Genomic DNA, 25,847 nt, shown 5'->3' with positions numbered 1-25,847 from the left:
CCGTCTTGTCACGTGACAGATACCATACGCCTTTTGCTCAGCGGATTACCAGACCTGTATCAATTTGGCGCAGGAAATCAGAGAGTCGCCGTTTTATCCGGCGCTAAATGCCGCTGATGAGTAAGTCAGCCGCAGAATCTGCGGCTGAAAAGGAAGTGAACAATCAAGATTTTGACGGTTAACGCGGGGTGGGCAGGGATAAGCCGAGAAAATGGGCTAAAGTGCTCACCAGCAGCTGATGATCTTCTTTCTGCGGCGCGCCGGAAATGCTGATGCTGCCGACGCAGCCGAGGCCGGTCAGGGTGAGCGGGAAGGCGCCGCCGTGCACCGAATAATCGCGCACGCTCAGCCCGTAACGCTCCTCCAGCGACGTTTGGCGCTGCTGCAGGCGCAGGCCGATAGCGTAAGAGCTTTTGTGAAAATGGTTCACCAGGTTGCGCTTGCGCCGCACCCAGTCGGCGATATCCGGCGTGGCGCCCGGCATGGCGTAATAAAACAGCGTTTGCCCGGCCAGCTGGATCTCGATGGCGATGCTCAGGCCGCGCCGCTCGGCGGCGGTTTTTAGCGCCGCACCCAGTTCCCAGGCGGTCGCGGCGTCAAAATGCGCAAACGCCAGCGTCGCTTCCTGTTCGCTGAGTGCGTGCAGTTCATCGTCGATATTCATGCGGTTCTCCCCAGATAACCCAAAGCACAGAGTAGCCTGAAGCGTTCGCGATGAGATAGACGGCTTAGCGATAAGATAGAACTGCTACTCTATTAATAGACCGTGTAAAATGGCCGCCGCCGAAGCGGAGACGACAGGGATGCGTTATTCAACGTCTGCATATTACCCCCCTGGCGACACCGAGGAGCGCGCTGACTATTTATGACTTACATTGCGTCCATTTCTACCCTTTACAGCGACGCCTGCATCACTTACGCCACGCTGTCGATAAGCTATTTCCTGCTCAGCAAGAATGCCCCTTTTTCTTATCAATCCGCACGGTGGAAGCGCGTCGTCTTCGGCCTGCTGGCCGGCGTGGCGGTGCTGTACTTAAGCCAGGACCGCCTGGAGCTGACCGATAAGGTTCACTACAGCTTTGCGATGATCCCGATGATTTTGGTGACGTTCTTCGGCGGCGGCGTCAGCGGGCTGGTAAGCTTTCTGTTCGCTATGGCACTGACCGGCGGCTTCACTGTCGATAACCTGTTCATCGCCTCGATTGTCGCGCCGCTGCTGCTGTCGCGGGTGTGGCTGAAGAAATCCCATCGGGTGTTTTACCTGACGATCGGCGTCATCGCGCTGTATCGCATCGTTGTGGTGTGGCTGTTGGTGGACCTGAGCGGGCTGTGGCCGGATGTGTTGCTGTACCAGGCGGCTTCGGCGCTCTGTCTGGCGATTTGCTATCATGCGCTGAATTTCAAAGAGCGCCACATCTACGCCTATTTCGCGATGCGCGCGCGCGCCACGACCGACAGCGTGACCCACATCAACAACCGCGCCAGCGTCGATTATCACCTGATGCTGCAGCGCGCCGAACGTCGCCCGTGCGGGCTGATGATCCTCGATTTGGATAACTTCAAAAACATCAACGACACTTACGGTCACCCGGCCGGTGACGTGCTGCTGGCGAGCGTGGGGCGGCTGTTGCAAAACAGCGTGCGCAATGAGGACTTCGTCGGGCGCTACGGCGGCGAGGAGTTTATGGTGATCACCGCCAGCTACGATCCGCAGGTGATCGGCGGGGTGGCTGAGCGCATTCGCAGCGCGGTGGAAAGCTCGACGTTCTTGCTGAATGCGCACGACGAAGCGCACATCACAATGTCCATCGGCGTGTCGCTGTATCTGCCTGGCATGATGCTGGACAAGGCGATCGCCATGACCGACGAGGCCTTGTATGAGGCGAAGCGCAGCGGCAAAAACCGGGTGGTGACCAGCCGCGTGATGCAGCTGGCGCCGTTGGGCGCCGGATTCCCGCGCGAGTAAGCCGCCCCCGCCGCCACGGCGGGGGCGTTGGCTCAGGCCGCCAGCGTGTGTTCGCGGAACGCGTTCAGCAGCTCTTCGGTGAACGTCAGGCGTTTCTGGCGATCGGCCAGATCGAGCGTGAACTTCAGCTTGCTCGGGCCATCCAGGCGGTAAACCTGCGGATTGCCCTGCAACAGGCCGATCAGATAACCCGGGTCGACGCGGTTATTGTCGCCGAACTCGATAAAGCCGCCGCGCTCGTTGCTCTCGATGCGTTTGATCCCCAGCTTCTGCGCATGCAGCCGCAGCGCTGCGCACTGCAACAGGTTACGCGCCGCGTCCGGCAGTTGACCGAAGCGGTCGATCAGCTCGACCTTCAGCTCATCCAACTCACCGTCGTTCTTCGCGCTGGCGATGCGCTTATACAGCGACAGGCGGGTATTGACGTCGGGAATGAAATCTTCCGGCAGCAGCGCCGGCATGCGCAGCTCCACCTCGGTCTGGCTGTTGGTGAGATCTTCCAGCGACGGTTCGCGGCCGTTTTTCAACGCGTCGACGGCGCTTTCCAGCAGCTCCATGTAGAGCGAGAAGCCGACGGTGGTCATCTGGCCGCTCTGGTCTTCGCCCAGCAGCTCACCGGCGCCGCGGATCTCCAGATCGTGGGTCGCCAGCGCAAAACCGGCGCCGAGGTCTTCCAGCGAGGCGATGGCCTCGAGCCGTTTATGGGCGTCGGTGCCCATGGCTTTCGGGTTTGGCGTCAGCAGATAGGCGTAAGCCTGGTGGTGCGAACGCCCGACGCGGCCGCGCAATTGATGCAGCTGCGCCAGGCCGAAGCGATCGGCCCGCTCGATGATGATGGTGTTGGCGCTGGGAATATCGATGCCGGTTTCAATGATGGTGGTGCACACCAGCACGTTGAAGCGCTGGTGGTGGAAATCGTTCATCACCCGCTCCAGATCGCGTTCACGCATCTGGCCGTGGCCGATGGCGATGCGCGCTTCCGGCACCAGCTCAGCCAGGCGCTGCGCCGCTTTCTCGATGTTTTCCACGTCGTTGTAGAGGTAGTAAACCTGGCCGCCACGCAGCACTTCGCGCAGGATCGCCTCGCGCACCACCAGGCTGTCATATTCGCGCACGAAGGTCTTCACCGCCAGGCGTCGCGCTGGTGGGGTGGCAATGATCGACAGATCGCGCATGCCGCTCATCGCCATGTTCAACGTCCGCGGGATCGGCGTGGCGGTCAGCGTCAGGATATCGACATCGGCGCGCATCGCCTTGATGCGCTCCTTGTGGCGCACGCCAAAGCGGTGCTCTTCATCGACGATCAGCAGCCCCAAATCCTTCCAGCGCAGATCGCTCTGCAGCAGTTTGTGGGTGCCGATGATGATGTCCACTTTGCCTTCGGCCGCGTCGTCCAGCACCTGTTGCTGCTCTTTGGCGCTGCGGAAGCGCGACATCATCTCGATGCGGATCGGCCAGGTGGCGAAGCGATCGCGGAAGTTGTCGAAGTGCTGCTGCGCCAGCAGCGTCGTCGGCACCAGCACCGCCACCTGCTTGCCGTTTTCCACCGCCAGGAAGGCGGCGCGCATCGCCACTTCGGTTTTGCCGAAGCCGACGTCGCCGCACACCAGGCGGTCCATCGCCAGCGGCTGGCACATGTCGCTCAGCACCGCGTTGATCGCCTGTTCCTGATCCGGCGTGGTTTCGAACGGGAAGCTCTGGCAGAACAGCTGGTACTGCTCGCGGTTGTGTTTGAAGGCGAAACCGGCCTTGGCGGCGCGCTGGGCGTAAATATCCAGCAGCTCGGCCGCCACGTCGCGCACCCGCTCGGCGGCTTTCTGCCGCGCGCGCGTCCAGGCGTCGCCGCCCAGTTTGTGCAGCGGGGCGTTTTCGTCCGCGCCGCCGGCGTAGCGGCTGATCAGATGCAGCGATGACACCGGCACGTACAGCTTGTCCTCACCGGCGTAGGAGAGGATCAGGTACTCGGCCTTGATGCCGCCGGCCTCCAGCGTGGTCAGGCCGACATAGCGGCCAACGCCGTGCTCCAGGTGCACCACCGGCTGGCCGGGATGCAGCTCCGCCAGGTTGCGGATCAGGGTATCGGTGTTGATGGTGCGCCGGTTGTCCTGCCGGCGACGGCTGACGCGCTCGCCGAGCAGATCGCTTTCGCAGATCAGCGCCCGCCGGCGCAGGCCGTCGAGGAAGCCGTGTTCGGCGGCGCCGACCATCATGTAACGGCCCGCGGTTTCCGCCTGATCGAGTCGTTGGATCAAGGCAGGCGCCAGCTTGATGCGGCCGAGCAGATCCTGCAGCGTTTCACGCCGCCCCTCGCTCTCGACGGAGAAGATCACGCTGCCGTCAAAACTTTCAATAAAGCGGCGCAGATTATCCAGCGGGGATTTATGCTGCGCCTGCACCGCCAGATCGGGCAGGGCATGGTAATCCAGATTGGTATTGCCCGCTTTGGCCGGCAGCTCATCGGTTTTCAGCGCGATGCGCGGCCAGGCTTTCAGCTCGCCGAACAGCGCATCAACGCGCAGCCACAGCGTATCCGGCGCCAGCAGCGGGCGCATCGGATCGACGCGGCGGCTTTCGAAACGCTGGTTGACGTCCTGCCAGAAGCGCTCGGCGGCGCTCTCCAGATCGCCGGTGTTGACGATCAGCGTATTGGCCGGCAGGTAGCTGAACAGCGACGGCAGCGGCTGGCTGAAGAACAGCGGCTGCCAGTATTCGATGCCGGCGGGCCAGGCGCTTTTGCTGACCTGCTGATAGATGTGCTCGGCGTCGCGACGCACCTCAAACTGCTCGCGCCACTGGCTGCGGAACAGCTCGATGGCGTTTTTGTCGGTAGGGAACTCGTGGGCCGGCAATAGATTGATGGCCTCGACTTCGCTCAGCGTGCGCTGGGTGTCGACGTCGAAGATGCGCAGGCTGTCTATCTCGTCATCGAAGAAGTCGATGCGGTAAGGCTCATCGCTGCCCATTGGATACAGGTCGAGCAGCGCGCCGCGGGTGGCGAATTCGCCGTGCTCCATTACCTGATCGACGCTGCGGTAGCCGGCCTGTTCCAGCTGCGCGCGCAGCTTGTCGCGCGACAGGCGCTGGCCTTTTTTCATCACCAGCGCATGGCCGTGCAGGAATTCGTGCGGGCAGACGCGTTGCATCAGGGTATTGACCGGCAGAATGATCACGCCGCGCGCCATGGTCGGCAGGTGATACAGGCTCGACAAACGGTCGGAGATGATTTCCTGGTGCGGCGAGAAGCTGTCGTACGGCAGGGTTTCCCAGTCGGACAGGGTGGTCACCATCTGATCGGTGAACTGTTGGATCTCGTCGCGCAGCCGCAGGGCGTTTTGCATGTCCGGCGCGATCAGCATCACCGGGCCAGGGTGACGCTCGACGATCTCTGCGCACTCCACGGCGCAGGCCGCGCCGGTCAGTTGCCCCAGCTGGCGCAGATCGCCCGCGCGATCGGGCAGAGAGTAACGGGGGGATGAGGAACGGTTACGGCTATCGGAAGTGCTCATTCAGGTATCTTTAATCAATGTGTTGGATGGCGTCCCGGCACGGATAACCCAGCGCCTTTATGCTGTTTATAGTAGCCCAGCGGCCGGCAAACTGACACCGATAAAAGTGCCCTGTCTCGCAAGTTATTGGGTTGGCATTGCATGCAAGCGCGACGCCAAACAGGCGTCGCGAGGGGCGGAAACAGCGCAAGATTAGCGCTTCTGATATTCGTCAAACGACAGGTAATCCGTATTCAGGACAATCGACGCTTTGCGCGAAATGATTTTAGCCGGTATGCCTGCCACGATGCAGTTGGGCTCGATATCGCTGGTGACTACGGAGTTGGCGCCAATCGTCACATTGTCACCGATGGTGACCGGGCCAACGATTTTTGCTCCGGCGGCAATGGTGACGTTATCGCCGATAGTGGCGACGTCGTCCCGGCTTTTGAAGAGGTTGTTGCCGATGGTCACCCCTTGCAGGATGGTACAATTTTTACCAATTTTGACGTTGGGATGGATGACGATGCCACCGAAATGCGGGATAACCAGACCTTCACCGATGCTGGCCTGATGGGGAATTTCGATGCCATATTTTATTTGCAGGCGCTTCAGATTCTTTACCAGCAGGCGGAAGCAAATTCTCTCAACGATATTGCGTTTCCTGGAATGAAAATCACTGTGCAGCCTCAGCGTGAAAATATAGTTAAAGCCGATGTAGTTCTGTTGGAAAAGGGACTTGATTAGTCTTGCGACGCCGGACTTTCTGCTGGCGCGAAAGAAGTCGGCATAAATTTTATATTTTGTTTCCGTTCTCATTGATTGCCCTTGGGTTTAACCGATAACTATCATCAACTTCGTCAATATTGGCAGATAGTAACATAGGCCGAAATCGCTGGCGATCCTGTGCGGGAGTCCCAGACTGAAACCCGTCGGATAACGGCATGTGCCAATAATGATGGAAAACGATGGCGCGGCGGGTGCCCTGCGAGCGACAGGGGCAAATGCGATTTCGCAGGCGACACTGTCATTTTCAGAAGAAACTGAGGCGGGCCGGCAAAAACATTTTCGGCGACTCACCAAAACAGTCAAGGGTAAACAAGGGGTTATCCGCGATGGAAATGCCACATGCACATCGATGCAAGAATCGTAAAAATCTTTATTTTTCATTTAATTGTTTTCACGGCGACGATATAATCCGTGATCACTTTGCTTAAGCCACGGCTATCAAACGGATTTCATGTATCAACCTGTCGCGTTATTCATTGGCCTGCGCTACATGCGCGGGCGAGCCTCAGACCGCTTCGGGCGGTTTGTTTCCTGGCTTTCCACCATCGGCATTACGCTGGGGGTGATGGCGTTGGTCACCGTGCTGTCGGTGATGAACGGTTTCGAAAAGGATCTGGAGAACAACATTCTCGGCCTGATGCCGCAGGCGTTGGTCACCAGTCCGCAAGGATCGGTCAACCCGCAGCAGCTGCCGGCCTCCGAGGTGCAGAAGCTGCAGGGTGTCACGCGCGTTGCGCCGCTGACCACCGGTGACGTGGTGCTGCAAAGCGCTCGCAGCGTGGCGGTCGGGGTGATGCTCGGCGTGAATCCCGACGAGGCCGATCCGCTGACCCCGTATCTGGTCAACGTCAAGCAGCAACAGCTGCAGCCGGGCCAATACAACATCATCATCGGCGAACAGCTGGCGGGGCAACTCGGCGTCAAGCGCGGCGATTCGCTGCGCGTGATGGTGCCGAGCGCCAGCCAGTTCACGCCGATGGGCCGCATTCCCAGCCAGCGTTTGTTCACTCTCATCGGCACCTTCCACGCCAACAGCGAGGTGGACGGCTATCAGCTGCTGGTCAACCAACAGGATGCTTCGCGCCTGATGCGCTACCCGGCCGGCAACATCACCGGCTGGCGTCTGTTCCTGCAACAGCCGCTGACGGTCGATACCCTCAGCCAGCAGGCGTTGCCGGCGGGCACCGTCTGGAAAGACTGGCGCGATCGCAAGGGCGAGCTGTTCCAGGCGGTGCGCATGGAGAAGAACATGATGGGGCTGCTGCTCAGCCTGATCGTGGCGGTGGCGGCGTTTAACATCATTACCTCGCTCGGTCTGCTGGTGATGGAGAAGCAGGGCGAGGTCGCCATTCTGCAGACTCAAGGGCTGACCCGCCGCCAGATCATGTCGGTATTTATGGTGCAGGGCGCCAGTGCCGGCATCATCGGTTCGCTGCTCGGCACGCTGCTCGGCGTGCTGCTGGCCACCAATCTGAACAACCTGATGCCGATCCTCGGCGCATTGATCGACGGCGCTTCGCTGCCGGTGGCGGTCGATCCGCTGCAGGTGACGATCATCGCCGTGGTGGCGATGGCGGTTTCCCTGTTGTCCACGCTCTATCCTTCATGGCGCGCTGCCGCCGTACAACCCGCTGAGGCTTTACGTTATGAGTAACCATCTTTTGCTGCAGTGTGACAACCTGTGCAAGACCTATCAGGAAGGCAACCTGCACACCGACGTGCTGCGCAACGTCAGCTTTGCCATGCAGCAGGGCGAGATGATGGCGATCGTCGGCAGCTCGGGTTCCGGCAAGAGCACCCTGTTGCACCTGCTGGGCGGGCTGGACTCGCCGACCTCCGGCGAAGTGATCTTCAAGGGCGAATCGCTCAACGCCATGTCTTCGGCGGCCAAGGCCGAGCTGCGCAACCGCCAGTTGGGCTTCATCTATCAGTTCCACCATCTGTTGCCGGACTTCACCGCGCTGGAAAACGCCGCCATGCCGCTCTTGATCGGTGGCGCCAAACCGGCGCAGGCGCAGGAGAAAGCGCGGGAGATGCTGGCGGCGGTCGGGCTGGAAAAGCGCAGCAAACACCGTCCGTCCGAGCTTTCCGGCGGCGAGCGTCAGCGCGTGGCGATCGCGCGCGCGCTGGTCAATAACCCGGCGCTGGTGCTGGCGGACGAACCGACCGGCAACCTCGACAAGCGCACCGCGGACAGCATCTTCGATCTGCTCGGTGAGCTGAACGTGCGTCAGGGCACCGCTTTCCTGGTGGTAACGCACGATCTGCAGCTGGCCAAGCGCTTGAGCCGCCAGTTGGAAATGGCCGACGGTCACCTGCAGGCGCAGCTGACCCTGATGGGGGCCGAGTAATGGCGGGAGCCTCACTGTCCTTCCTGACGGCCCTGCGTTTCAGCCGCGGCCGTAAACGCGGCGGCATGGTGTCGCTGATCTCGGTCATCTCCACCATTGGCATCGCGCTGGGGGTGGCGGTGCTGATCGTCGGTCTGAGCGCGATGAACGGCTTTGAGCGCGAGCTGAAGAACCGCATTCTGGCGGTGGTGCCGCACGGCGAGCTCGAGCCGGTCAATCAGCCGTTCAGCGGCTGGCCGTCGATTCTGCAGCGGGTGGAAAAGGTGCCGGGCATTGTGGCCGCCGCGCCGTACATCAACTTTACCGGCCTGATGGAAAACGGTGCTCAGCTGCGCGCGGTGGAAGTCAAAGGTGTAGATCCGCAGCAGGAGAGCCGACTGAGCGCGTTGCCGCAGTATGTGCAGGGCGACGCCTGGGCCAACTTCAAGCCCGGCGAGCAGCAGGTGATCCTCGGCAAGGGCGTGGCCGACGCGCTGGGCGTCAAGCAGGGCGCCTATGTCACGGTGATGATCCCCAACAGCGACCCTGAGATGAAGCTGCTGCAGCCGAAGCGTATTCGCCTGCACGTGACCGGCATTTTGCAGCTCAGCGGCCAGCTCGATCACAGCCTGGCGCTGGTGCCGTTGGCCGATGCGCAGCAGTATCTCGACATGGGTGACAGCGTCACGGGCATTGCTCTCAAGATGAACGACGTGTTCGCCGCCAACAAGCTGGTGCGCGACGCCGGCGAAGTGACCAACGCTTACATCTATATCAAGAGCTGGATCGGCAAGTACGGCTACATGTACCGCGACATCCAGATGATCCGCGCCATCATGTACCTGGCGATGGTGCTGGTGATCGGCGTGGCCTGCTTCAACATCGTTTCCACGTTGGTGATGGCGGTGAAAGACAAAAGCGCCGACATCGCGGTGCTGCGCACCCTGGGCGCCAAAGACGGCTTTATCCGCGCCATTTTCATCTGGTATGGGCTGCTGGCCGGGCTGCTGGGCAGCCTGAGCGGCGTGGTGATCGGGGTGATCGCCTCGCTGCAGCTGACCAACATCATCCGGGGCATCGAGAAACTGGTCGGCCACTCCTTCCTGTCGGGCGATATCTACTTCATCGACTTCCTGCCTTCCGAGCTGCACTGGCTGGACGTGCTGATCGTGCTGGCGACCGCCATCGTGCTGAGCCTGTTGGCCAGTTGGTATCCGGCGAGGCGCGCCAGCCGCATCGATCCGGCGCGGGTGCTGAGCGGACAATAAAACCCACGGGGAGGCAGCGATGCCGCCCCGTTTTTTTAGCCTGGGGATGGGTTATGTACTACGGTTTCGATATGGGCGGCACCAAGATTGAGCTGGGGGTGTTCGACGACAGCCTGCAGCGCATTTGGCAAAAGCGGGTGCCGACGCCGCGCGACGATTATCGGCAACTGCTGGCTACGCTGTGCGAGCTGACCCTTGAGGCGGATGCGTTTTGCGGCCGGCGCGGCAGCGTCGGCATCGGCATTCCGGGCCTGCCCAACGACGATGATGGCACGCTGTTTACCGCCAATGTGCCGGCGGCGATGGGGCGGCCGCTGCCGCGCGATCTGGCGGCGCTGATCGGGCGCGAGGTGCGGGTCGATAACGACGCCAACTGCTTTGCGCTGTCGGAGGCCTGGGACGACGAGTTCCGCCGCTACCCGACGGTGCTGGGCATCATCCTCGGCACCGGCGTAGGCGGCGGCCTGATCGTCGAGGGCAAGACGGTGCCCGGGCGCAACTATATCGCCGGCGAGTTCGGCCATTTGCGCCTGCCGGTGGACGCGCTCGAGGTGCTGGGGCGTGATGTGCCTCGCGTCGCCTGCGGGTGCGGCCATCAGGGTTGCATTGAAAATTACATATCGGGCCGCGGTTTCGAATGGATGTACGCCCATTTTTATGACCGGCGCTTGCCCGCCACCGAGATCATTGCGCATTATCAGGCGGGTGAGCCGCAGGCCGTGGCGCATGTCGATCGCTTTATGGACGTGCTGGCGATCTGCCTGGGTAACCTGCTGACGGTGCTGGATCCGCACCTGGTGGTGATCGGCGGCGGGCTGTCGAACTTCGACGCCATTTACCAGGCGTTGCCGCAGCGGCTGCCGGCGCACCTGCTGCGGGTGGCTCGGCTGCCGCGCATCGAGAAGGCGCGCTATGGCGACGCCGGCGGCGTGCGCGGCGCAGCGTTCCTCAATTTGGCTCGCCCAACGTAATGGGCGTTGCGGCCAGGCGTGAATGTATACAGCCAACAACGCTGCAACGTCCAGTAAGAAGGGTAAACAGGGAAAAGTAAGGAGAGAGTTAATGCACACTCGCCATCGGCTGTGTCAGTTTCGCAAGAGTAAGCATGTGCTGCATCAGCGCTTTCGTTCACGCATTTTTCACCGTGACACCATGGCGGCGGCCGAGCTGAAAAAGCCGTTTGTGGTGGTGTTGACCGGGGCCGGCATTTCGGCCGAGTCGGGCATTCGCACCTTCCGCGCTGCGGATGGGCTGTGGGAAGAGCACCGGGTGGAAGACGTCGCCACGCCGGAAGGTTTTCAGCGCGATCCGGCGCTGGTGCAGGCGTTTTACAATGAACGTCGCCACCAGCTGCAGACCGAGGACATCGCCCCGAACGCCGCGCACCGCGCGCTGGCGGATCTGGAAGAGTGGCTGGGGGACAACTTCCTGCTGGTCACGCAAAACATCGATAACCTGCATGAGCGCGCCGGCAGCAAGCGGGTGCTGCACATGCACGGCGAATTGCTGAAGGTGCGCTGCACCCAGTCGGGGCAGGTGTTCGAGTGGCCCGGCGATCTCAGCGTCGACGAGCGTTGCCACTGCTGCCAGTTCCCGGCGCCGCTGCGGCCGCACGTGGTATGGTTCGGCGAGATGCCGCTGGGCATGGACGACATCTACCAGGCGCTGAGCAAGGCCGATTTCTTCGTCGCCATTGGCACCTCCGGCCACGTCTATCCGGCGGCCGGGTTCGTGCATGAGGCGCGGCTGGGCGGCGCCTACGCGATGGAGCTGAACCTGGAGCCGAGTCAGGTGGAAAGCCAGTTCGACGAGAAACACTACGGCCTGGCCAGCGAAGTGGTGCCGCGTTTTGTGCACAAATTCCTGGTGGGCAAGGTGGCGCGGGCCGATAAGCCCTAAAGACATCAGGGCGCAATGCGCGCCCTGATGGGATGGCGGGCGTGTTAGCGCCCGGCTTTCAGCTTTTGGAAGTAGCTTTCGTACAGCGTGCTGGCGTCGCCGACGTCGTTTTGCCACTCGCCGTGCTCAATCACCGTCTTATCCGGGTAGAGAGACGGATCGTTGGCGATCTCCGGCGACAGTAGCTTCTTCGCCGCCAGGTTCGGCGTCGGGTAACCGATGGTTTCCGCCACCTGCACCGCGATTTCCGGCCGCAGCAGGAAGTCGATCAGCTTCAGCGCCCCCTCGACGTTGCGCGCGTTGGCCGGAATGGCCAGGCTGTCCATCCAGAAGATCCCGCCTTCCTTCGGCCAGACGATCTCCAGCGGCGTGCCGGCCTGGCGCGCCACGAAGGCCGAACCGTTCCACACCATGCCGACGTTGACTTCCCCTTCCATAAACGGGTTGCCCGGGTTGTCGGAGTTGAAGGCCAGCACGTTCGGCATCAATTTCTGTAGTTCGCGGTAGGCGGCTTCAATCTCTTTCGGATCGGTGGTGTTGCCCGAATAACCCAGCTTGAGCAGCGCCATCTGGAACACTTCACGCGCATCGTCGGTCAGCAGCAGGCGGCCTTTGTACTGCGGCTGCCACAGATCGGCCCAGGAGGTGACGGTGGACGGATCCTGCGCGTCGCTGTTAACGCCGATGGCGGTGGCGCCCCAGATGTAAGGGATGGAGTAGTCGTTGTTGGGATCGAACGGCTTGTTCAGCAGGGTAGGATCGAGATCCTTGAAGTGGCTGAGCTTGCTCTTGTCGATTTTTTGCAGCATGCCTTCCTTGCTCATCTTGGCGATGAAGTAAGTGGAAGGCACCACCAGATCGTACGCGCCGTCCTTGTAGGTCTTCAGCTTGGCGTACATGCTTTCGTTGGATTCATAGGTGGAATAAATCACCTTGATGCCGGTTTCCTTGGTGAACTGCTCCAGCAGCCCCGGCGGGACGTATTCAGTCCAGTTATAGAAATACAGCGTTTTGCCGTCAGAGGCGTTTGCAGAGCAGAAACTCAGCGCCATCATCCCGGCTGCGAGCAGATGTGACCACTTTTTCATGCAGCGTATCCTTCAGCAGTAGTGAGCCGAACCCGTATGAGCCGCCGTTTTCGGCCGCGCCATACCCCAGAAAGGGGCCATTATAGGGGCCGGGGCGGGGTGGGTAAAGGCGGTTATCCCAGCGGCAAATCAGCGGGTTAACCGAGTCAGGGCCATCACCAAAGGCCGCTTTCATATCATTGTGGTCAATGAAAGAGACGGGCGCCGCAGCGCCCGGCGGGAAGGATTACTCGGCCTTGGGCGAGCGATCGCGCATCACCCACTGGCTGGCGATCACCAGCGTCAGCGACAGCAGCAGCAAAATGGTGGCCAGCGCGTTAACCTCAGGCGAGACGCCGACTTTCACCATCGAATAGATCTTCAGCGGCAAAATCTCGTAGCTCGGCCCGGTGACGAAGGAGGAGACGACCACGTCGTCCATCGACAGGGTGAAGCTCAGCAGCCAACCGGCCGCCACCGCCGGCATCGCCAGCGGCAGAATGATTTTGCGCAGGATGGTGAACTCGCTTGCGCCGAGATCGCGCGCGGCTTCCAGCATCTTCACGTCGAAGCCTTTCAGGCGCGCGTAGACGGTCACGACCACGAACGGCAGGCAGAAAGTGATGTGCGAGAACAGCAGCGACCAGAAGCCGAGCGAAATGCCCAGCAACATGAACAGCACCAGCAGCGAGATGGCCATCACGATGTCCGGCGACATCATCACCACAAACAGCATGCCGCCGACGAACGGTTTGCCGCGGAAGCGGTAGCGGTACAGCGCCACCGCGGTCAGCGAGCCGATCAGCGTGGCGAAGGTGGCGGAGAGCACCGCCATGGTCAGCGAGTGGCCCGCCGCCTGCAACAGGCTGTCGTTGTTGAGCAGCGTGCTGTACCACTTGGTGGTGAACCCTTGCCAGTTGATGCCAAAGCGCGAGGCATTGAAGGAGTTGACGATCAGGATGACGATCGGGATATACAGATAGGCGTATACCAGCGTCATAAAGCCGCCGCGCAGCAGACGTCCGATCATGCCAGATCCTCCTTCTTGTTCAGCAGGCGGGCGGCCCGGTAATAGACCAGCAGCAACAGCCCCATCACCAGCGTCAGGCAGATGCTGGTGGCCGCGCCGAACGGCCAGTCGCGGATATTGAGGAACTGGCTTTTAATCACGTTGCCGATCAGCAGGTTTTTGGCGCCGCCCATCAGATCGGCGACGAAGAACAGCCCCATCGCCGGCAGCACCACCAGCAGGCAGCCGGCGATAATGCCCGGCATGGTCAGCGGCACAATGATGCGGATAAAGGTTTGGAGCTTGCTGGCGCCGAGATCGCGCGCCGCCTCCAGGCAGGATTTATCGAGCTTTTCGATGCTGGAATAGAGCGGCATCACCATAAACGGCAGCAGGATATACACCAGGCCGAGGATCACCGCTTCCGAGGTGTACATGATGCGCAGCGGCTTGTCGATGACGCCGATCCACAGCAGCGCGTCGTTGAGGTAGCCGCGGGTGCTGAGAAACAACTTCAGGCCGTAGATGCGGATCAGCGAGTTGGTCCAGAAGGGCACGATCAGCAGAAACAGCAGCAGCGGCCGCACCTTCTGCGGCAAGCGCGCCAGAATAAAGGCGAACGGATAGCCGATCACCAGGCAGCACAGGGTGGCGATCAGCGCCATGTTCAGCGAGTGCAGCAGCACCTGGGCATACAGCGGATCGAACAAGCGCCGGTAGTTATCCAGCGTGAACACCATCTGTACCAGGTTGGCGTCATCACGGGTCAGGAAGCTGGCGCCGATGATCATCAGGTTCGGCATGAACACGAACAGCAACAGCCAGGCGACGACGCCGACGATCACCACATTCTGGAAGACTTTACGCGATTTCTTCATCGGCCAGCACCACCTCCCAGCTTTCGACCCAGGTCACCGCCATCTTCTGATTGAGCGAGTGATCGACGTCCGGATCGTCTTCGTTGAAGAACTCGCTGACCATCACCGTTTTGCCGTTCTCCAGCTCGACCACCGATTCCAGCGTCATGCCTTTGTAGTTGCGCTCACGCACGTAACCGATCAGCCCGTCGTGCTGCGCGCTGTCGTTCACTTCTTCCACCCGCAGATCCTCCGGGCGCAGCAGCACCTTCAGCTTTTGGCCCGGTTCTACCGGCAGATCGGCATAGATGTCGCACTCGCGGCCTTCCACGTTGGCGCGCACCCGCTGCGGATCGAGGCGTTGCAGGACCACCGCGTCGAAAATGTTGATCTCGCCGATGAAGCTGGCGACGAACAGGTTTTTCGGCTCTTCATAGATCTCACGCGGCGTGCCGTCTTGCTCGATGCGGCCTTCGCGCATCACCACGATGCGATCCGACATGGTCAACGCTTCTTCCTGATCGTGGGTGACGAACACGAAGGTGATGCCCAGCTTGCGCTGCAGCGCTTTCAGTTCGTTCTGCATCTGCTTGCGCAGCTTGTAGTCCAGCGCCGACAGCGATTCGTCCAGCAGCAGCACTTTCGGCTTGTTGACCACCGCGCGGGCGATGGCCACACGCTGCTGTTGGCCACCGGAGAGCTGGCCCGGCCGCCGCTTGGCGAAGTCGTCCAACTGCACCATGCGCAGCGCCTCTTCGACGCGCGGCGTCAGTTCGGCCGCCGGCACCTTTTGCATGCGCAGGCCGAAGGCGACGTTGTCGAACACCGACATGTGCGGAAACAGGGCATAACTCTGAAACACGGTGTTGACGTGGCGATGCTCGGCCGCAATGGCGGTGATGTCCTGGCCGTCGAGCGCGATGCGGCCCCGATCGGCGTCTTCCAGACCGGCAATCAGGCGCAGCACCGTGGTTTTGCCACAGCCGGAGGGGCCAAGAATGGTGAGGAATTCGCCGTGATTAATCGTCAGGTCCAGATCGGCAATGATGGTTTTGCCATCGAACGCTTTGCTCAGGGCATGCAGTTCAACAAGGGGGGCTCGAGAGGATGTCTCAGTCATTTATCGTCTTACTCTATCCCGTGGGCTAATGCAGATAGAACCGCAACTGGAAAAGACTGCCGGAGCTTGCGGGCATGCCCGCGATTCAAAAGAAGCTCAAACCAGTTGCGCCAATGGAAATTTTTCGAGCGCGCATGATAGACGCTGAATGCCGGAATTGAAAGCCGATCCGGCCCAGATGCCGCGTTTTTCATCATGATAGCGACAAATGACCCTGTGATGACAGCGTTATTTCCCTCTGAAATCATCACAAAGATTAATGATATTGGCGAATTCTGGTTAAAAATGACCTGACGCAATATTTGATCCTGATCGGTTCAGCATAATGAAACGCGATATTCTGAGGGGCCGCTACCATGGATAAATTACTTGACCGCTTTTTCAACTACGTCTCTTTCGACACCCAGTCCAAAGCGAACGTAAAGCATGTGCCGAGCACCGACGGGCAGTTGAAGCTGGCGCGTGCGTTGCAGCAGGAAATGATCGCGCTCGGCTTCGAGCGGGTGTCGCTCAGCGAGCACGGCTGCGTGATGGGCACCTGGCCGGGCAACGTCGCCTGGCCGGTGCCGGCGGTCGGTTTTATCGCCCATCTGGATACTTCGCCGGATTTCAGCGGCAAACACGTCAATCCGCAGATCGTCGAGAACTATCGCGGCGGCGACATTGCGCTTGGCATTGGCGATGAAGTGCTGTCGCCGGTGATGTTCCCGATCCTGCACCAGATGTTGGGGCAGACCCTGATCACCACCGACGGCAAAACGCTGCTGGGCGCCGACGACAAGGCCGGCATTGCCGAGATCCTCACCGCCATGGCGCGCCTGCGCGCGCGCAAAATCCCGCACGGCGACATCCGCGTGGCCTTCACCCCGGATGAAGAGGTGGGCAAGGGGGCACAGCTGTTCGACGTGGCGGCCTTCAATGCCGAATGGGCTTACACGGTGGACGGCGGCGGCGTCGGTGAGCTGGAGTGCGAAAACTTCAATGCCGCCTCGGTGACGATCAAAATCCTCGGCAACAGCGTGCACCCCGGCAGCGCCAAGGGCGTGATGGTCAACGCGCTGTCGCTGGCTACCCGCATTCATCAGGCGCTGCCGGCGGACGAAACGCCGGAGACCACCGAGGGTTACCAGGGCTTTTACCACCTCAGCAGCATCAAGGGCAGCGTGGAACGCGCCGAAATGCACTACATCCTGCGCGACTTCGAGCGCGAGGGATTCGAGGCGCGCAAACGCAAGATGGTGGAGATCGCCCGCGAGGTCGGCAAAGGCCTGCCGCGCGATTGTTATATTGAAGTCAGCATCGAAGACAGTTATTACAACATGCGCGAACAGGTGGCGGAGCATCCGCACGCGATCGCGCTGGCGCAGCAGGCGATGCGCGACTGCGACATCGAACCGGTGATGAAACCGATCCGCGGCGGCACCGACGGCGCGCAGCTGTCGTTCCGCGGCCTGCCGTGCCCGAACCTGTTCACCGGCGGCTACAACTACCACGGCAAGCACGAATTCGTGACGCTGGAAGGCATGGAGCAAGCGGTGGCGGTAATTATGCGCATCGCGGCGCTGGCCGCCGAGCGGGCGCGGTAAAACAGGACGCTTGCGATTATCATAATCGCTTGCCGCAACAAGGCGTTGCTCATAGTGTGGAAGCCCATTCCCCACGCATAAGGACCGCATGATGAGCACCGAATACCGCATTGCTGGCTCGCATTTGACGCAGTTCGTTCAGGCGATTTGGCGACAGGCCGGCAGCACGGCGCGCGAAGCCGAGCTGGTGGCCGATCACCTGGTGCAGGCTAATCTGGCCGGGCACGATTCGCATGGCGTCGGCATGATCCCCAGTTACATGGCATCGTTGGCGCAGGGGCAATTGCAGCTTAATCAACATGCCGAGGTGGTGCGCGACGCCGGCGCGGTGCTGACGCTCGACGGTGCGCGCGGCTTCGGCCAGGTGGTGGCCAGCGAAGCGATGGCGCTGGGCATTGAGCGCGCCGGCAAACTGGGCCTGGCGGCGGTGGCGCTGCACAACGCGCACCATATCGGCCGCATCGGCCATTGGGCGGAACAGTGCGCCCGCGCCGGTTTTATCTCGATTCACTTCGTCAACGTGGTGGGCGATCCGATGGTGGCGCCGTTCGGCGGCAGCGATCGCCGCTTCGGCACCAACCCGTTCTGCGCCATTTTCCCGCGGCCGGGCCGCACGCCGCTGCTGTTGGATTTCGCCACCAGCGGCATCGCCTTCGGCAAGACTCGGGTGGCCTATAACAAAGGCTTGTCGGTGGCGCCGGGCTATCTGATCGACGAACACGGGCAACCCACCACCGAACCGAAGGTGATGCACGAAGCGCCGTTTGGGTCACTGTTGCCGTTCGGCTTGCACAAAGGCTATGCGCTGGCGGCGATGTGCGAGATCCTCGGCGGCGCGCTCTCCGGCGGCCGCACCACCCACGACGCCACGCTGAAAGCCGACAGCGACGCCATCTTCAACTGCATGACGACCCTGATCCTCGATCCTCAGGCCTTCGACGCCCCGCAAATGCAGGCCGAGGCCGAAGCGTTTATCGGCTGGGTGAAGGCGTCGCCGCCGAGCGGCGAACAGCCGATCGCCGTTCCAGGAGAATGGGAAGAGGCCAACCGCGCGGCGCGGCTGCAGCAGGGCATACCGATAGACGCCAATACCTGGCGGCAGATTTGCGCGGCGGCGGAGCAGGCGGGCATGGCGAATGAAGCGCTGGCCGGTTTTCGCGCGCAGGCGCGGCAGGCATAAAAAAAGCCACCCGATAGGGTGGCTTGTTCGCGTACTCGCAATCAGTCGTTAAAGTACCAATAGCCGCTGTTGACCAGCGCGGTCAGCAGCGCCAGGAATGACGGATCGTCCACCGCGTCGCCGAGCAGGGCAGCGTCGACGCTGAAGTGCTGGCACAGGGCGTCTGCGGCCTGCAGCTGGTCGGTGTCGATCAGTTCGCCGTTGACGAAGCAGCGATCGCCGACGCGCAGCACGCGCAACCCGCCCAGGCGCTGCAGCGCTTCACCCTGTTGCAGCAGTTCGTAGATTTCCCCAGCCTGATACGGCGGCTCCGGCGGCGCCAGATCCAGCTCGTGGCGCGATTGGGAGATAAACTCGCCGAACCAGTGCTGGAAGTGTTCCGGCTGTTGCACCAGATCCAGCATCATCTGCCGTAAGGCGTCCACTTCCTGCGGCAGGATCTCCGCCGGGTGTTCGCGCAGTTTAACGTCCGGATCGCCGTAGCGTTTGCTGCCCAGCTCGCGCGCCAGCACGTAATCGGCGAAGCCGCTCACCAGCTCGCGGCCGTTCGGCGCGCGGAAGCCCACCGAATAATTGAGCGCGTTTTCCAGCGCGTAGCCTTCATGCGGGAAGCCCGGCGGAATGTAGAGAATGTCGCCCGGCTCCATCTCTTCGTCGATGATGGCGTCGAACGGCTCTACCTGCAGCAGATCCGGATGCGGGCAGTGCTGTTTCAGCGGCGTTTTTTCCCCGACTCGCCAGCGGCGGCGGCCAGTGCCCTGAATGATGAACACGTCGTACTGATCGAGGTGCGGGCCGACGCCGCCGCCCGGCACCGAGAAGGAGATCATCAGGTCATCCATCCGCCAGTCCGGCAGTTGGCGGAACGGGCGCATCAGCGCTGCGGAAGGCTCATGCCAGTGGTCCACCGCCTGCACCAGCAGCGACCAGTTGTTTTCGCTCAGGTGATCGAAGCTCTCGAAGGGGCCGTGCGCGACCTGCCAACGGCCGTCCTGGTGGCTGACCAGGCGGCTGTCCACTTCGTTTTCCATCGCCAGCCCGGCCAGCTCATCCGGGGAGATCGGATCGATAAAGTTTTTGAAGCCGCGCTTCAGAATCACCGGACGTTTTTGCCAATAACGTTGCAAAAAATCGTTCCAGTCCAGGTCTAATTGATAATCCATGTTCTATTCCAGGAGAGAGGAGTGAGCCTGAGTGCGATTATAACGGAAGTTTGGCCCCGTGGATCGGGGCCGCAGAGGCATAATTTACTCGTTGTGGTGGGTATCGTGCTGGCGGGCGAAGGTGACCTGCATGCGCGCGCCGCCGAGCGGGCTGTCGCTGATGACGATTTCGCCGTCGTATTGCTCGATGATCTCCGCCGCCACCGACAGGCCAAGGCCCTGACCGGGACGCAGGGTATCCACCCGCTGGCCGCGCTGGAAGATCAGCTGGCGCTTGCTTTCCGGGATGCCCGGGCCGTCGTCGTCGATGACGAGGATGAGGTTTTTATCGGAGTGCAGCGAGGTGATTTCCACGAACTCGAGGCAGTATTTGCAGGCGTTTTCCAACACGTTGCCCATCACTTCCATAAAGTCGTTCTTCTCGCCCATAAAGGTCACTTCCGGCGAGATGTCCAGCGTGATCACCACCCCTTTGCGCTGATAAACCTTGTTCAGCGCCACCACCAGGCTGTCGAGCAGCGCCGGCACCGAGTGGATCTCGCGCGTCAGCACCGTCTGGCCGGAGTTGATGCTGGCCCGATGCAGGTAGTAACCGATCTGCTGAGAGATGCGCCCGATCTGATCCAGCATGATCGGCTCGGCTTCTTCGATGGTGGTCTGCTTGCCGCTGCGCAGCGAGCGTAGGGTGCTTTGCAGCACCGCCAGCGGCGTTTTCAGGCTGTGGGTCAGATCCGACAGGGTGGTGCGGTATTTGGTGTAGCGCTGGCGTTCGTTGCGCACCAGAATGTTCAAATTGCGCACCAGGCCGCGCAGTTCGCTGGGCGGGTTCTCATCCAACTGATCGCGTTCGCCGTTCTCCAGCTCGCCCACCTGATTGACCAGCGCCTTGATCGGCCGCAGGCTCCAGTAGGCCGCCAGCCACAGCAGCGGCACCACCAGCAGCAGGTTGGCCAGCAGCACGTAGCTGAACCACTCCCACACCACGTCGGAGCGCTGCAGCTCCTGCGGAATGCTGTCGACCACCACGATGGTCAACGCCGGCAGCCGCGCCGTGGCGGCATAGGTATTGACCGCCACCGAGTGCGTCAGCGCGTTCTGATCGGTATCGTCATAATTCTTCAGCTGATCCTGCGCTTTGGGGTTGTCCCCCAGCACTTCGCTACTGATGCGGGTATCGGTGTCAATTTCGTAGAAGCCGGACTCCTCCAGCCATTCCTTATTGATCAGCTTCTCCAGCTCCGGCACCTTGCGCTGGCTCCACAGCAGGTTGCCTTTATCGTCGTAGATAAACACCAGCGTGGGAAAATTGAGATCGATATCGGGAGGAATGGCGATGGTGAGCTTGTTGTCTTTCCACTGCGCCAGGCTGAAGAACAGGTTGCTTTCGCCGCGCAGCAGGCGGAAGGCGGTCTTGTCGAAGCTGACGATGTAGCCGACGACCGCCACCAAACCGTAAGAAAGCGACAGCGCCAGGATCACCCCGGCGGTCGCCATCAGGAAGCGGGCGCGCAGCGAAAACGGTTTTTTATTCTTGTTGAACATCATGTTCACTTCGCGTCAAAACGATAGCCCTGGCCACGTACCGTGGTGATCACTTCATGCGGGTATTCCGCCTGCACCTTCTTGCGCAAGCGGCCCATCAGCACGTCGATGGTGTGGCTTTCGCGCAGTTCGGCGTCCGGGTAAAGCTGCAGCATCAACGAATCCTTGCTCACCACCTTGCCGGCGTTGCGGATCAGGGTCTCGATGATGGTGTATTCAAAGGCGGTCAACTTGATCTGTTGATCGTTGACGCTCAGTTCGCGGCGCGACAGATCGATCTGGAACGGCGGCAGCACGATCACCTGCGATGCCAGGCCGCTGTTGCGGCGCATCAGCGCCTGCATGCGGGCGATCACTTCTTCCAGGTGGAACGGCTTGGTGACATAGTCGTCGGCGCCGGCTTCCAGCACCGCCACTTTGTCCTGCCAGCTTTCGCGGGCGGTCAGCACCAGGATCGGCAGCTTGGTCTGGTGCGCGCGCCAACGGCGGATCAGGCTCAGGCCGTCTTCGCCCGGCAGGCCGAGATCGACGATGGCGATATCCGGCGCATGCTCCTGCAGGAAATAATCGGCTTCCTTGGCGTCTTCAGCCGCATCGACCTGATGGCCCATCTCGCGCATCTGAACGGAAAGGTGGTGGCGCAGCAAACCATTATCTTCAACAACCAGTACTCGCATGGCGAACTCCTGTGACTGTGCGGGTGAATGTCCTGTCACCCACGCGATAAAAGGGAACACGCTCTGCGGCGTGTCAGGGGATAACGCGGCCACCTGAACCATTTTGGCAAAAAATGCTGAGGTTATGGTAGGTATAACCCGCCCGGCCCGCAAGAGAGCCGAAGCAATGTATTAAAATAAGCGTTATCAATTTGTTCGCCGACATTATCGACAAGCTCTGATAAACGTCGGATAAACAGCGGCGGGGCAACGTTAAACGCAACTTAAACGCGTCGGGCATTGCCGCGAAAGGAAAGTGTGAACCGGAGCGCTTGATAAGCTTTAAAGGTACTAATAAGGTATTATTGAGGTATCGGCATATTTTCTCAGGAGCGATGGATGAAGCAATTAACCCAGGCAGAACGCATAGCGGGCGCATTTTACGGACAGATGTTGGGCGACGCGCTCGGCATGCCTTCCGAGCTGTGGCCGCGCGAGCGGGTTAAGCGCCACTTCGGCTGGATAAACGGCTTCCTCGATGGGCCGGCGGAGAACTCGGCCGCCTGTTACTTCAAGGCCGGGCAATATACCGACGATACCTCGATGGCGTTGGCGCTGGCCGATGCGCTGCTGGAAGCGGAAGGCGAGGTGGTGCCAGAACTGATCGCCCGCAACGTGATCCGCTGGGTGGACAGTTTTGACGCCTTCAACAAGAACATTCTCGGCCCCAGTTCCAAACTGGCGTTGAGCGAGCAGAAAGCGGGCACGCCGATCGCCGCGTTGGAAAACAACGGCATCACCAACGGCGCGGCGATGCGCATTTCGCCTTTGGGTTGCGTGCTGCCGTCTGCGCCGCTGGAGGGGTTCTGTCAGCAGGTGTGGCTGGCCTCCAGCCCGACGCACAAATCCGACATCGCCGTCGCCGGTGCCGTGGCGATCGCCTGGGCGGTTTCGCGTGCGGTGGAGGGGGCGGACTGGGCCTCGATTCGTCTGGCGTTGCCGGGCGTGGCGGAGTATGCCCAGCGCCGTCAGGTGACGACGTTCAGCCCTTCGCTGGCGGCGCGCATCGAGTTGGCGTTTCAGGTGGTGGATGAGGCGGCCGATCCCGAACAGGCATCCGAGCGGATATATCAACTGATTGGCGCCGGGGTGAGCACCATCGAGTCGGTGCCGGCGGCGTTGGCGATGGTGCAGTTGGCGCAAACCGATCCTACCCGTTGCGCCGTGCTGTGCGCCAACCTGGGGGGCGATACCGACACCATCGGCGCGATGGCCACCGCTGTCTGCGGCGCGCTGCACGGCGCCGAAGCGATGGATCCTGCGCTGCTGGCGCAGTTGCAGCGGGTGAATCCACTGGACGTCGAGGCGTATGCCCAGGCGTTCGTGCGTTTTCGCCGCCGTCGGCAGGGCGAGGCGTAACGGATCAGCTTTCGCTGGTAAATTCGTACATGTCGCTGCGGCAGAAGCTTTCGCTGTATTCGATAGGCTTCTTGCGGTGGTCGAACAGCGTCTGGCGCACGATCAGCAGCGGCATCGGTTCTGATAATTGCAGCGCCCGGCGGATGTCGTCATCGGCCATGGCCGCGCTGACCTGGCTGCGCAGCGATCCCATCTCCACGTTACTTCGGCGGAAGTAGTCATAGAGCGAGATGCCAATCTCGTCGACGTTGGCAATCGCCGCCGCCACCACGTAGGACACCGCCACCGACATCGGCTGCCGATCGAGAAAGTGGATACGTTTGAGTTGATAGATCGGCGTTCCGGTCGCCAGCTGGAGCTTTTCCGCCAGTTCGGCGCTGGCCGGTACCCGTTCACGGCTGAGCCATTGCGTGTCCGGCCGGCGCCCTTGTTGCATCACCTCGCGCGAGAACCCTTTGACGTCCGCTAATGAATAGCGCAGCTTCGGCGAGGGCCGTTGCGCCTGGATGAAAGTGCCGTAACCGCGTGAACGGCCGATGATGCCGTCTTGCTCGAGACAGGCCAGCGCTTTGCGCACCGTGATGCGCGAGATGCCGAGCCGTTCGGTAAACAGACGCTCGCTGGGCAGGAAATCCCCCGCGTTCAGCAATCCTTGCTCGATGGCCTGGCGCACCGAGGCGTTAAAGCGCAGATACAGCGGCATCGCGCCCGCGCTGGCCAGATCCTGCAGCAGTTTTTCCAGCAGACGCTGGTTGGTCTCCTTGCTCATAGCCGACGGAAATCCTGTAGCCTCAATGCAATGGCTTATTTAAGGGGATTTCGCCGGGCAGCGCAACTGCCGCCGCCGAGAGGATGAAATAAGGTAGAGTAGTGTGCAATCGCCCCGAGTTTGGAGAAACAGACAGCCCATGAGTGACCACCCATCCTGCGCGGACGACGCGGCAATCCTGGCGGCCTTCACCCAGCAGCGTCAGCAGGGGCTGACCCGACGTTCGGCGCTGCATCAGGCCCTGTTGCGGCTCATCACCGCCGGGGAACTGCCGTGGCGGGCGAAGCTGCCGCCAAGCCGCGCATTGGCGCCCCGGCAGGGAGTGGCGCGCGATACGGTGGAGCAGACCTACGCGCGGCTGGAGGCGGAGGGATACATCAGCCGGGCGGTGGGGCGCGGCAGCTATGTTCGCTATCGCTGCGATACGCTGCTCGGCCGTGAACTGCTGGCGACGCAGGCAGGCCAGGAGGCGCGGCTGGCGGAACGTGAGCTAAGCGATCGCGGCCGAGCGTTGCTGGCGGTCAGCCATACGCCGCACACCAGCCGTCAGGCGTCGCTGACGCCCTCGCTGGCGGATCTGCGGGCGTTTCCCATCGATTCGTGGCTGCAGTGGGAAAAGCAGGCGCTGCGGCGGCACGGCGAGCGGCTGTTGGGGTATGCCGATCCGCAGGGCTTGCCGGAGCTGCGTGCGGAGATCGCGCACTATTTGCAGCGGGAGCGGGGCGTCAAGGCGACGGCGGAGCAGGTGATCGTGGTCACCAGCTCTCAGCAGGCGCTGGCGCTGTGCACGCAGGTGCTGTTCGATCCCGGCGATGCGGTATTCGTCGAAGAGCCGGGTTACCAGGGGGCGAAAAAACTGGTGCAGTCGGCGGGGCTGCAGGCACGGCCGATCGGCATCGATGAGCAGGGGCTGGACGTCGGGCAACTGATGCAGGCTTCGGGCGGCGGGCGGGGCGTGTACATCACGCCGTCCCATCATTACCCGCTGGGATACTCGCTGAGCCTCGAGCGGCGCCTGGCGCTGTTGCAGTGGGCCCAGCGCCGGCGGGCCTGGATCATCGAAGACGATTACGACGCCGAGTTCAACTACGATCGACAAACCAAGGCGGCGCTGCAGGGGCTGGACAGCGGCGGGCGCACGCTGTACATCGGCACCTTCAGCAAGACGCTGTTTCCGGGGCTGCGCATCGGTTTCATGATCGCGCCGCCGCAGCTGGTGCGGCCATTAGTCGCCGCCAGGCAGTTTCAGGACGGCTACACGTCGGCACTGGCGCAGATGACGCTGTTCCACTGCCTGCACGAGGGCGGCTACGCCGAGCATCTGCGCAATATGCGCACGCTGTACAAGGCGAGGCTGGACGTCCTGTATGACGCGGTACATCGCCATCTCGCGCCCTGGACGCGCCCGGCCTTGCCGCAGGGTGGCCTGCAGCTGGTTTGCCCGCTGGCGGATGCGGCGACGGAGCGGCGGCTGGTGACGGCGGCGGCCGAGCGGGGAATACGATTGTACGGCCTGGCGGATTTCTACACCGGCGCGCCGCAGCGCGGGGCGCTGGTGCTCGGTTTCTCGGCCTATGCGCCGGACGAGATCGTGCGCTTTATCGCCACGCTGGCGCAGGTGTTCAACGCGCTGCCGCGGGAAAACGGCGGTTAAAATTGGTCTGCTCGGCGTTTTGAATTGGTCCGTATTACACCGTCGCTGCGCGGTGTATCCTGCCGCTATTCGGTTATTTCCCTAATGG

General features: G+C 61.5%; 23 protein-coding genes. 11 read left to right on the top strand and 12 right to left on the bottom strand.

Translation table 11 applies throughout. The features are described from left to right. Positions 1 to 178: 178 nt before the first annotated feature. Positions 179 to 664: a heme-degrading domain-containing protein gene (locus H7A77_RS06075; RefSeq protein ID WP_033652049.1), complete on the bottom strand. Its 486-nt coding sequence runs from the start codon at positions 662 to 664 to the stop codon at positions 179 to 181. Positions 665 to 865: 201 nt separating this feature from the next. Here H7A77_RS06075 and H7A77_RS06070 point away from each other — a divergent pair, with 201 nt between their 5' ends. Next, positions 866 to 1,966 carry a GGDEF domain-containing protein gene (locus H7A77_RS06070; protein WP_042784263.1) on the top strand — a complete coding sequence of 367 codons (1,101 nt, stop codon included), beginning with the start codon at positions 866 to 868 and terminating at the stop codon, positions 1,964 to 1,966. A gap of 32 nt (positions 1,967 to 1,998) precedes the next feature. Here H7A77_RS06070 and mfd read toward each other — a convergent pair whose 3' ends face one another. Next, the gene (gene mfd / locus H7A77_RS06065; protein ID WP_042784264.1) at positions 1,999 to 5,472 is read right to left on the bottom strand and encodes a transcription-repair coupling factor; all 3,474 of its coding nucleotides are present in this window, start codon (positions 5,470 to 5,472) and stop codon (positions 1,999 to 2,001) included. 192 nt (positions 5,473 to 5,664) lie between these two features. Then, on the bottom strand, positions 5,665 to 6,270 hold the full coding sequence (locus tag H7A77_RS06060; protein ID WP_025302502.1) for a serine O-acetyltransferase: 606 nt from the start codon (positions 6,268 to 6,270) through the stop codon (positions 5,665 to 5,667). Positions 6,271 to 6,406: 136 nt separating this feature from the next. Between H7A77_RS06060 and H7A77_RS06055 the strand changes: the two genes are divergently transcribed. From H7A77_RS06055 to cobB, 6 genes are all read left to right on the top strand, one after another. After that, positions 6,407 to 6,604, top strand: coding sequence for a hypothetical protein (locus H7A77_RS06055; protein WP_182073943.1), 198 nt, complete (start codon positions 6,407 to 6,409; stop codon positions 6,602 to 6,604). A gap of 87 nt (positions 6,605 to 6,691) precedes the next feature. Continuing rightward, the gene (gene lolC, locus H7A77_RS06050) at positions 6,692 to 7,894 is read left to right on the top strand and encodes a lipoprotein-releasing ABC transporter permease subunit LolC (RefSeq protein ID WP_004941116.1); all 1,203 of its coding nucleotides are present in this window, start codon (positions 6,692 to 6,694) and stop codon (positions 7,892 to 7,894) included. Next, positions 7,887 to 8,591: a lipoprotein-releasing ABC transporter ATP-binding protein LolD gene (lolD, locus tag H7A77_RS06045; protein ID WP_004941120.1), complete on the top strand. Its 705-nt coding sequence runs from the start codon at positions 7,887 to 7,889 to the stop codon at positions 8,589 to 8,591. The genes lolC and lolD overlap by 8 nt, the downstream gene beginning before the upstream one ends. Then, on the top strand, positions 8,591 to 9,838 hold the full coding sequence (gene lolE, locus H7A77_RS06040) for a lipoprotein-releasing ABC transporter permease subunit LolE (RefSeq protein WP_033642765.1): 1,248 nt from the start codon (positions 8,591 to 8,593) through the stop codon (positions 9,836 to 9,838). Before lolD ends, lolE begins: the two co-directional genes overlap by 1 nt. Positions 9,839 to 9,891: 53 nt before the next feature. Beyond that, on the top strand, positions 9,892 to 10,809 hold the full coding sequence (gene nagK / locus H7A77_RS06035; protein WP_182073942.1) for an N-acetylglucosamine kinase: 918 nt from the start codon (positions 9,892 to 9,894) through the stop codon (positions 10,807 to 10,809). 91 nt (positions 10,810 to 10,900) lie between these two features. Then, a complete protein-coding gene (gene cobB / locus H7A77_RS06030) occupies positions 10,901 to 11,737 on the top strand; it encodes a Sir2 family NAD+-dependent deacetylase (protein ID WP_047026258.1) in 837 nt (278 codons plus the stop codon). Positions 11,738 to 11,781: 44 nt separating this feature from the next. On the opposite strand, the gene potD is transcribed toward cobB, so the two are convergent. The 5 genes from potD to H7A77_RS06005 form a co-directional block, all read right to left on the bottom strand. After that, positions 11,782 to 12,825, bottom strand: a complete 1,044-nt coding sequence (gene potD, locus H7A77_RS06025; RefSeq protein ID WP_033642768.1) for a spermidine/putrescine ABC transporter substrate-binding protein PotD — start codon at positions 12,823 to 12,825, stop codon at positions 11,782 to 11,784. Positions 12,826 to 13,051: 226 nt separating this feature from the next. Beyond that, positions 13,052 to 13,834: a spermidine/putrescine ABC transporter permease PotC gene (potC, locus tag H7A77_RS06020; protein WP_033642769.1), complete on the bottom strand. Its 783-nt coding sequence runs from the start codon at positions 13,832 to 13,834 to the stop codon at positions 13,052 to 13,054. Further along, positions 13,831 to 14,691, bottom strand: coding sequence for a spermidine/putrescine ABC transporter permease PotB (gene potB / locus H7A77_RS06015; protein ID WP_033642771.1), 861 nt, complete (start codon positions 14,689 to 14,691; stop codon positions 13,831 to 13,833). Before potB ends, potC begins: the two co-directional genes overlap by 4 nt. Further along, positions 14,675 to 15,790: a spermidine/putrescine ABC transporter ATP-binding protein PotA gene (gene potA / locus H7A77_RS06010; protein WP_033652054.1), complete on the bottom strand. Its 1,116-nt coding sequence runs from the start codon at positions 15,788 to 15,790 to the stop codon at positions 14,675 to 14,677. Before potA ends, potB begins: the two co-directional genes overlap by 17 nt. 8 nt (positions 15,791 to 15,798) lie before the next feature. After that, entirely contained in the window at positions 15,799 to 16,089 is a 291-nt protein-coding gene (locus H7A77_RS06005) for a hypothetical protein (protein ID WP_127897190.1), read from the bottom strand. A 57-nt stretch (positions 16,090 to 16,146) separates the two neighbouring features. Here H7A77_RS06005 and pepT point away from each other — a divergent pair, with 57 nt between their 5' ends. After that, positions 16,147 to 17,376 carry a peptidase T gene (gene pepT / locus H7A77_RS06000; protein ID WP_033642773.1) on the top strand — a complete coding sequence of 410 codons (1,230 nt, stop codon included), beginning with the start codon at positions 16,147 to 16,149 and terminating at the stop codon, positions 17,374 to 17,376. Between the two features lie 91 nt (positions 17,377 to 17,467). Then, positions 17,468 to 18,556 carry a malate/lactate/ureidoglycolate dehydrogenase gene (locus H7A77_RS05995; protein ID WP_147839165.1) on the top strand — a complete coding sequence of 363 codons (1,089 nt, stop codon included), beginning with the start codon at positions 17,468 to 17,470 and terminating at the stop codon, positions 18,554 to 18,556. A gap of 41 nt (positions 18,557 to 18,597) precedes the next feature. Here H7A77_RS05995 and H7A77_RS05990 read toward each other — a convergent pair whose 3' ends face one another. From H7A77_RS05990 to phoP, 3 genes are all read right to left on the bottom strand, one after another. After that, a complete protein-coding gene (locus H7A77_RS05990) occupies positions 18,598 to 19,719 on the bottom strand; it encodes a cupin domain-containing protein (protein WP_004941161.1) in 1,122 nt (373 codons plus the stop codon). Positions 19,720 to 19,803: 84 nt separating this feature from the next. Further along, entirely contained in the window at positions 19,804 to 21,261 is a 1,458-nt protein-coding gene (gene phoQ / locus H7A77_RS05985; protein ID WP_033644257.1) for a two-component system sensor histidine kinase PhoQ, read from the bottom strand. A gap of 5 nt (positions 21,262 to 21,266) precedes the next feature. Continuing rightward, positions 21,267 to 21,938, bottom strand: coding sequence for a two-component system response regulator PhoP (gene phoP / locus H7A77_RS05980; RefSeq protein WP_004941169.1), 672 nt, complete (start codon positions 21,936 to 21,938; stop codon positions 21,267 to 21,269). Positions 21,939 to 22,316: 378 nt separating this feature from the next. On the opposite strand from phoP, the gene H7A77_RS05975 reads away from it, so the two are divergent. Next, entirely contained in the window at positions 22,317 to 23,336 is a 1,020-nt protein-coding gene (locus tag H7A77_RS05975; protein WP_072627764.1) for an ADP-ribosylglycohydrolase family protein, read from the top strand. A gap of 4 nt (positions 23,337 to 23,340) precedes the next feature. Here the strand turns inward: H7A77_RS05975 and H7A77_RS05970 are convergent, their stop codons facing one another. After that, positions 23,341 to 24,105, bottom strand: a complete 765-nt coding sequence (locus H7A77_RS05970; protein ID WP_182073941.1) for a GntR family transcriptional regulator — start codon at positions 24,103 to 24,105, stop codon at positions 23,341 to 23,343. A gap of 139 nt (positions 24,106 to 24,244) precedes the next feature. Between H7A77_RS05970 and H7A77_RS05965 the strand changes: the two genes are divergently transcribed. Then, positions 24,245 to 25,759 (top strand): PLP-dependent aminotransferase family protein, encoded by a 1,515-nt coding sequence (locus H7A77_RS05965; protein WP_182073940.1) that lies wholly within the window; start codon positions 24,245 to 24,247, stop codon positions 25,757 to 25,759. Positions 25,760 to 25,847 lie beyond the last annotated feature (88 nt).

Origin of the sequence: Serratia sp. ME47 (genome assembly GCF_903970925.1) — a bacterium.
Classification (GTDB): Bacteria; Pseudomonadota; Gammaproteobacteria; order Enterobacterales; family Enterobacteriaceae; genus Serratia; species Serratia ureilytica.
Note: the sequence above shows the minus strand (reverse complement) of the source record. Positions and strands in the feature narration are given on the sequence as shown.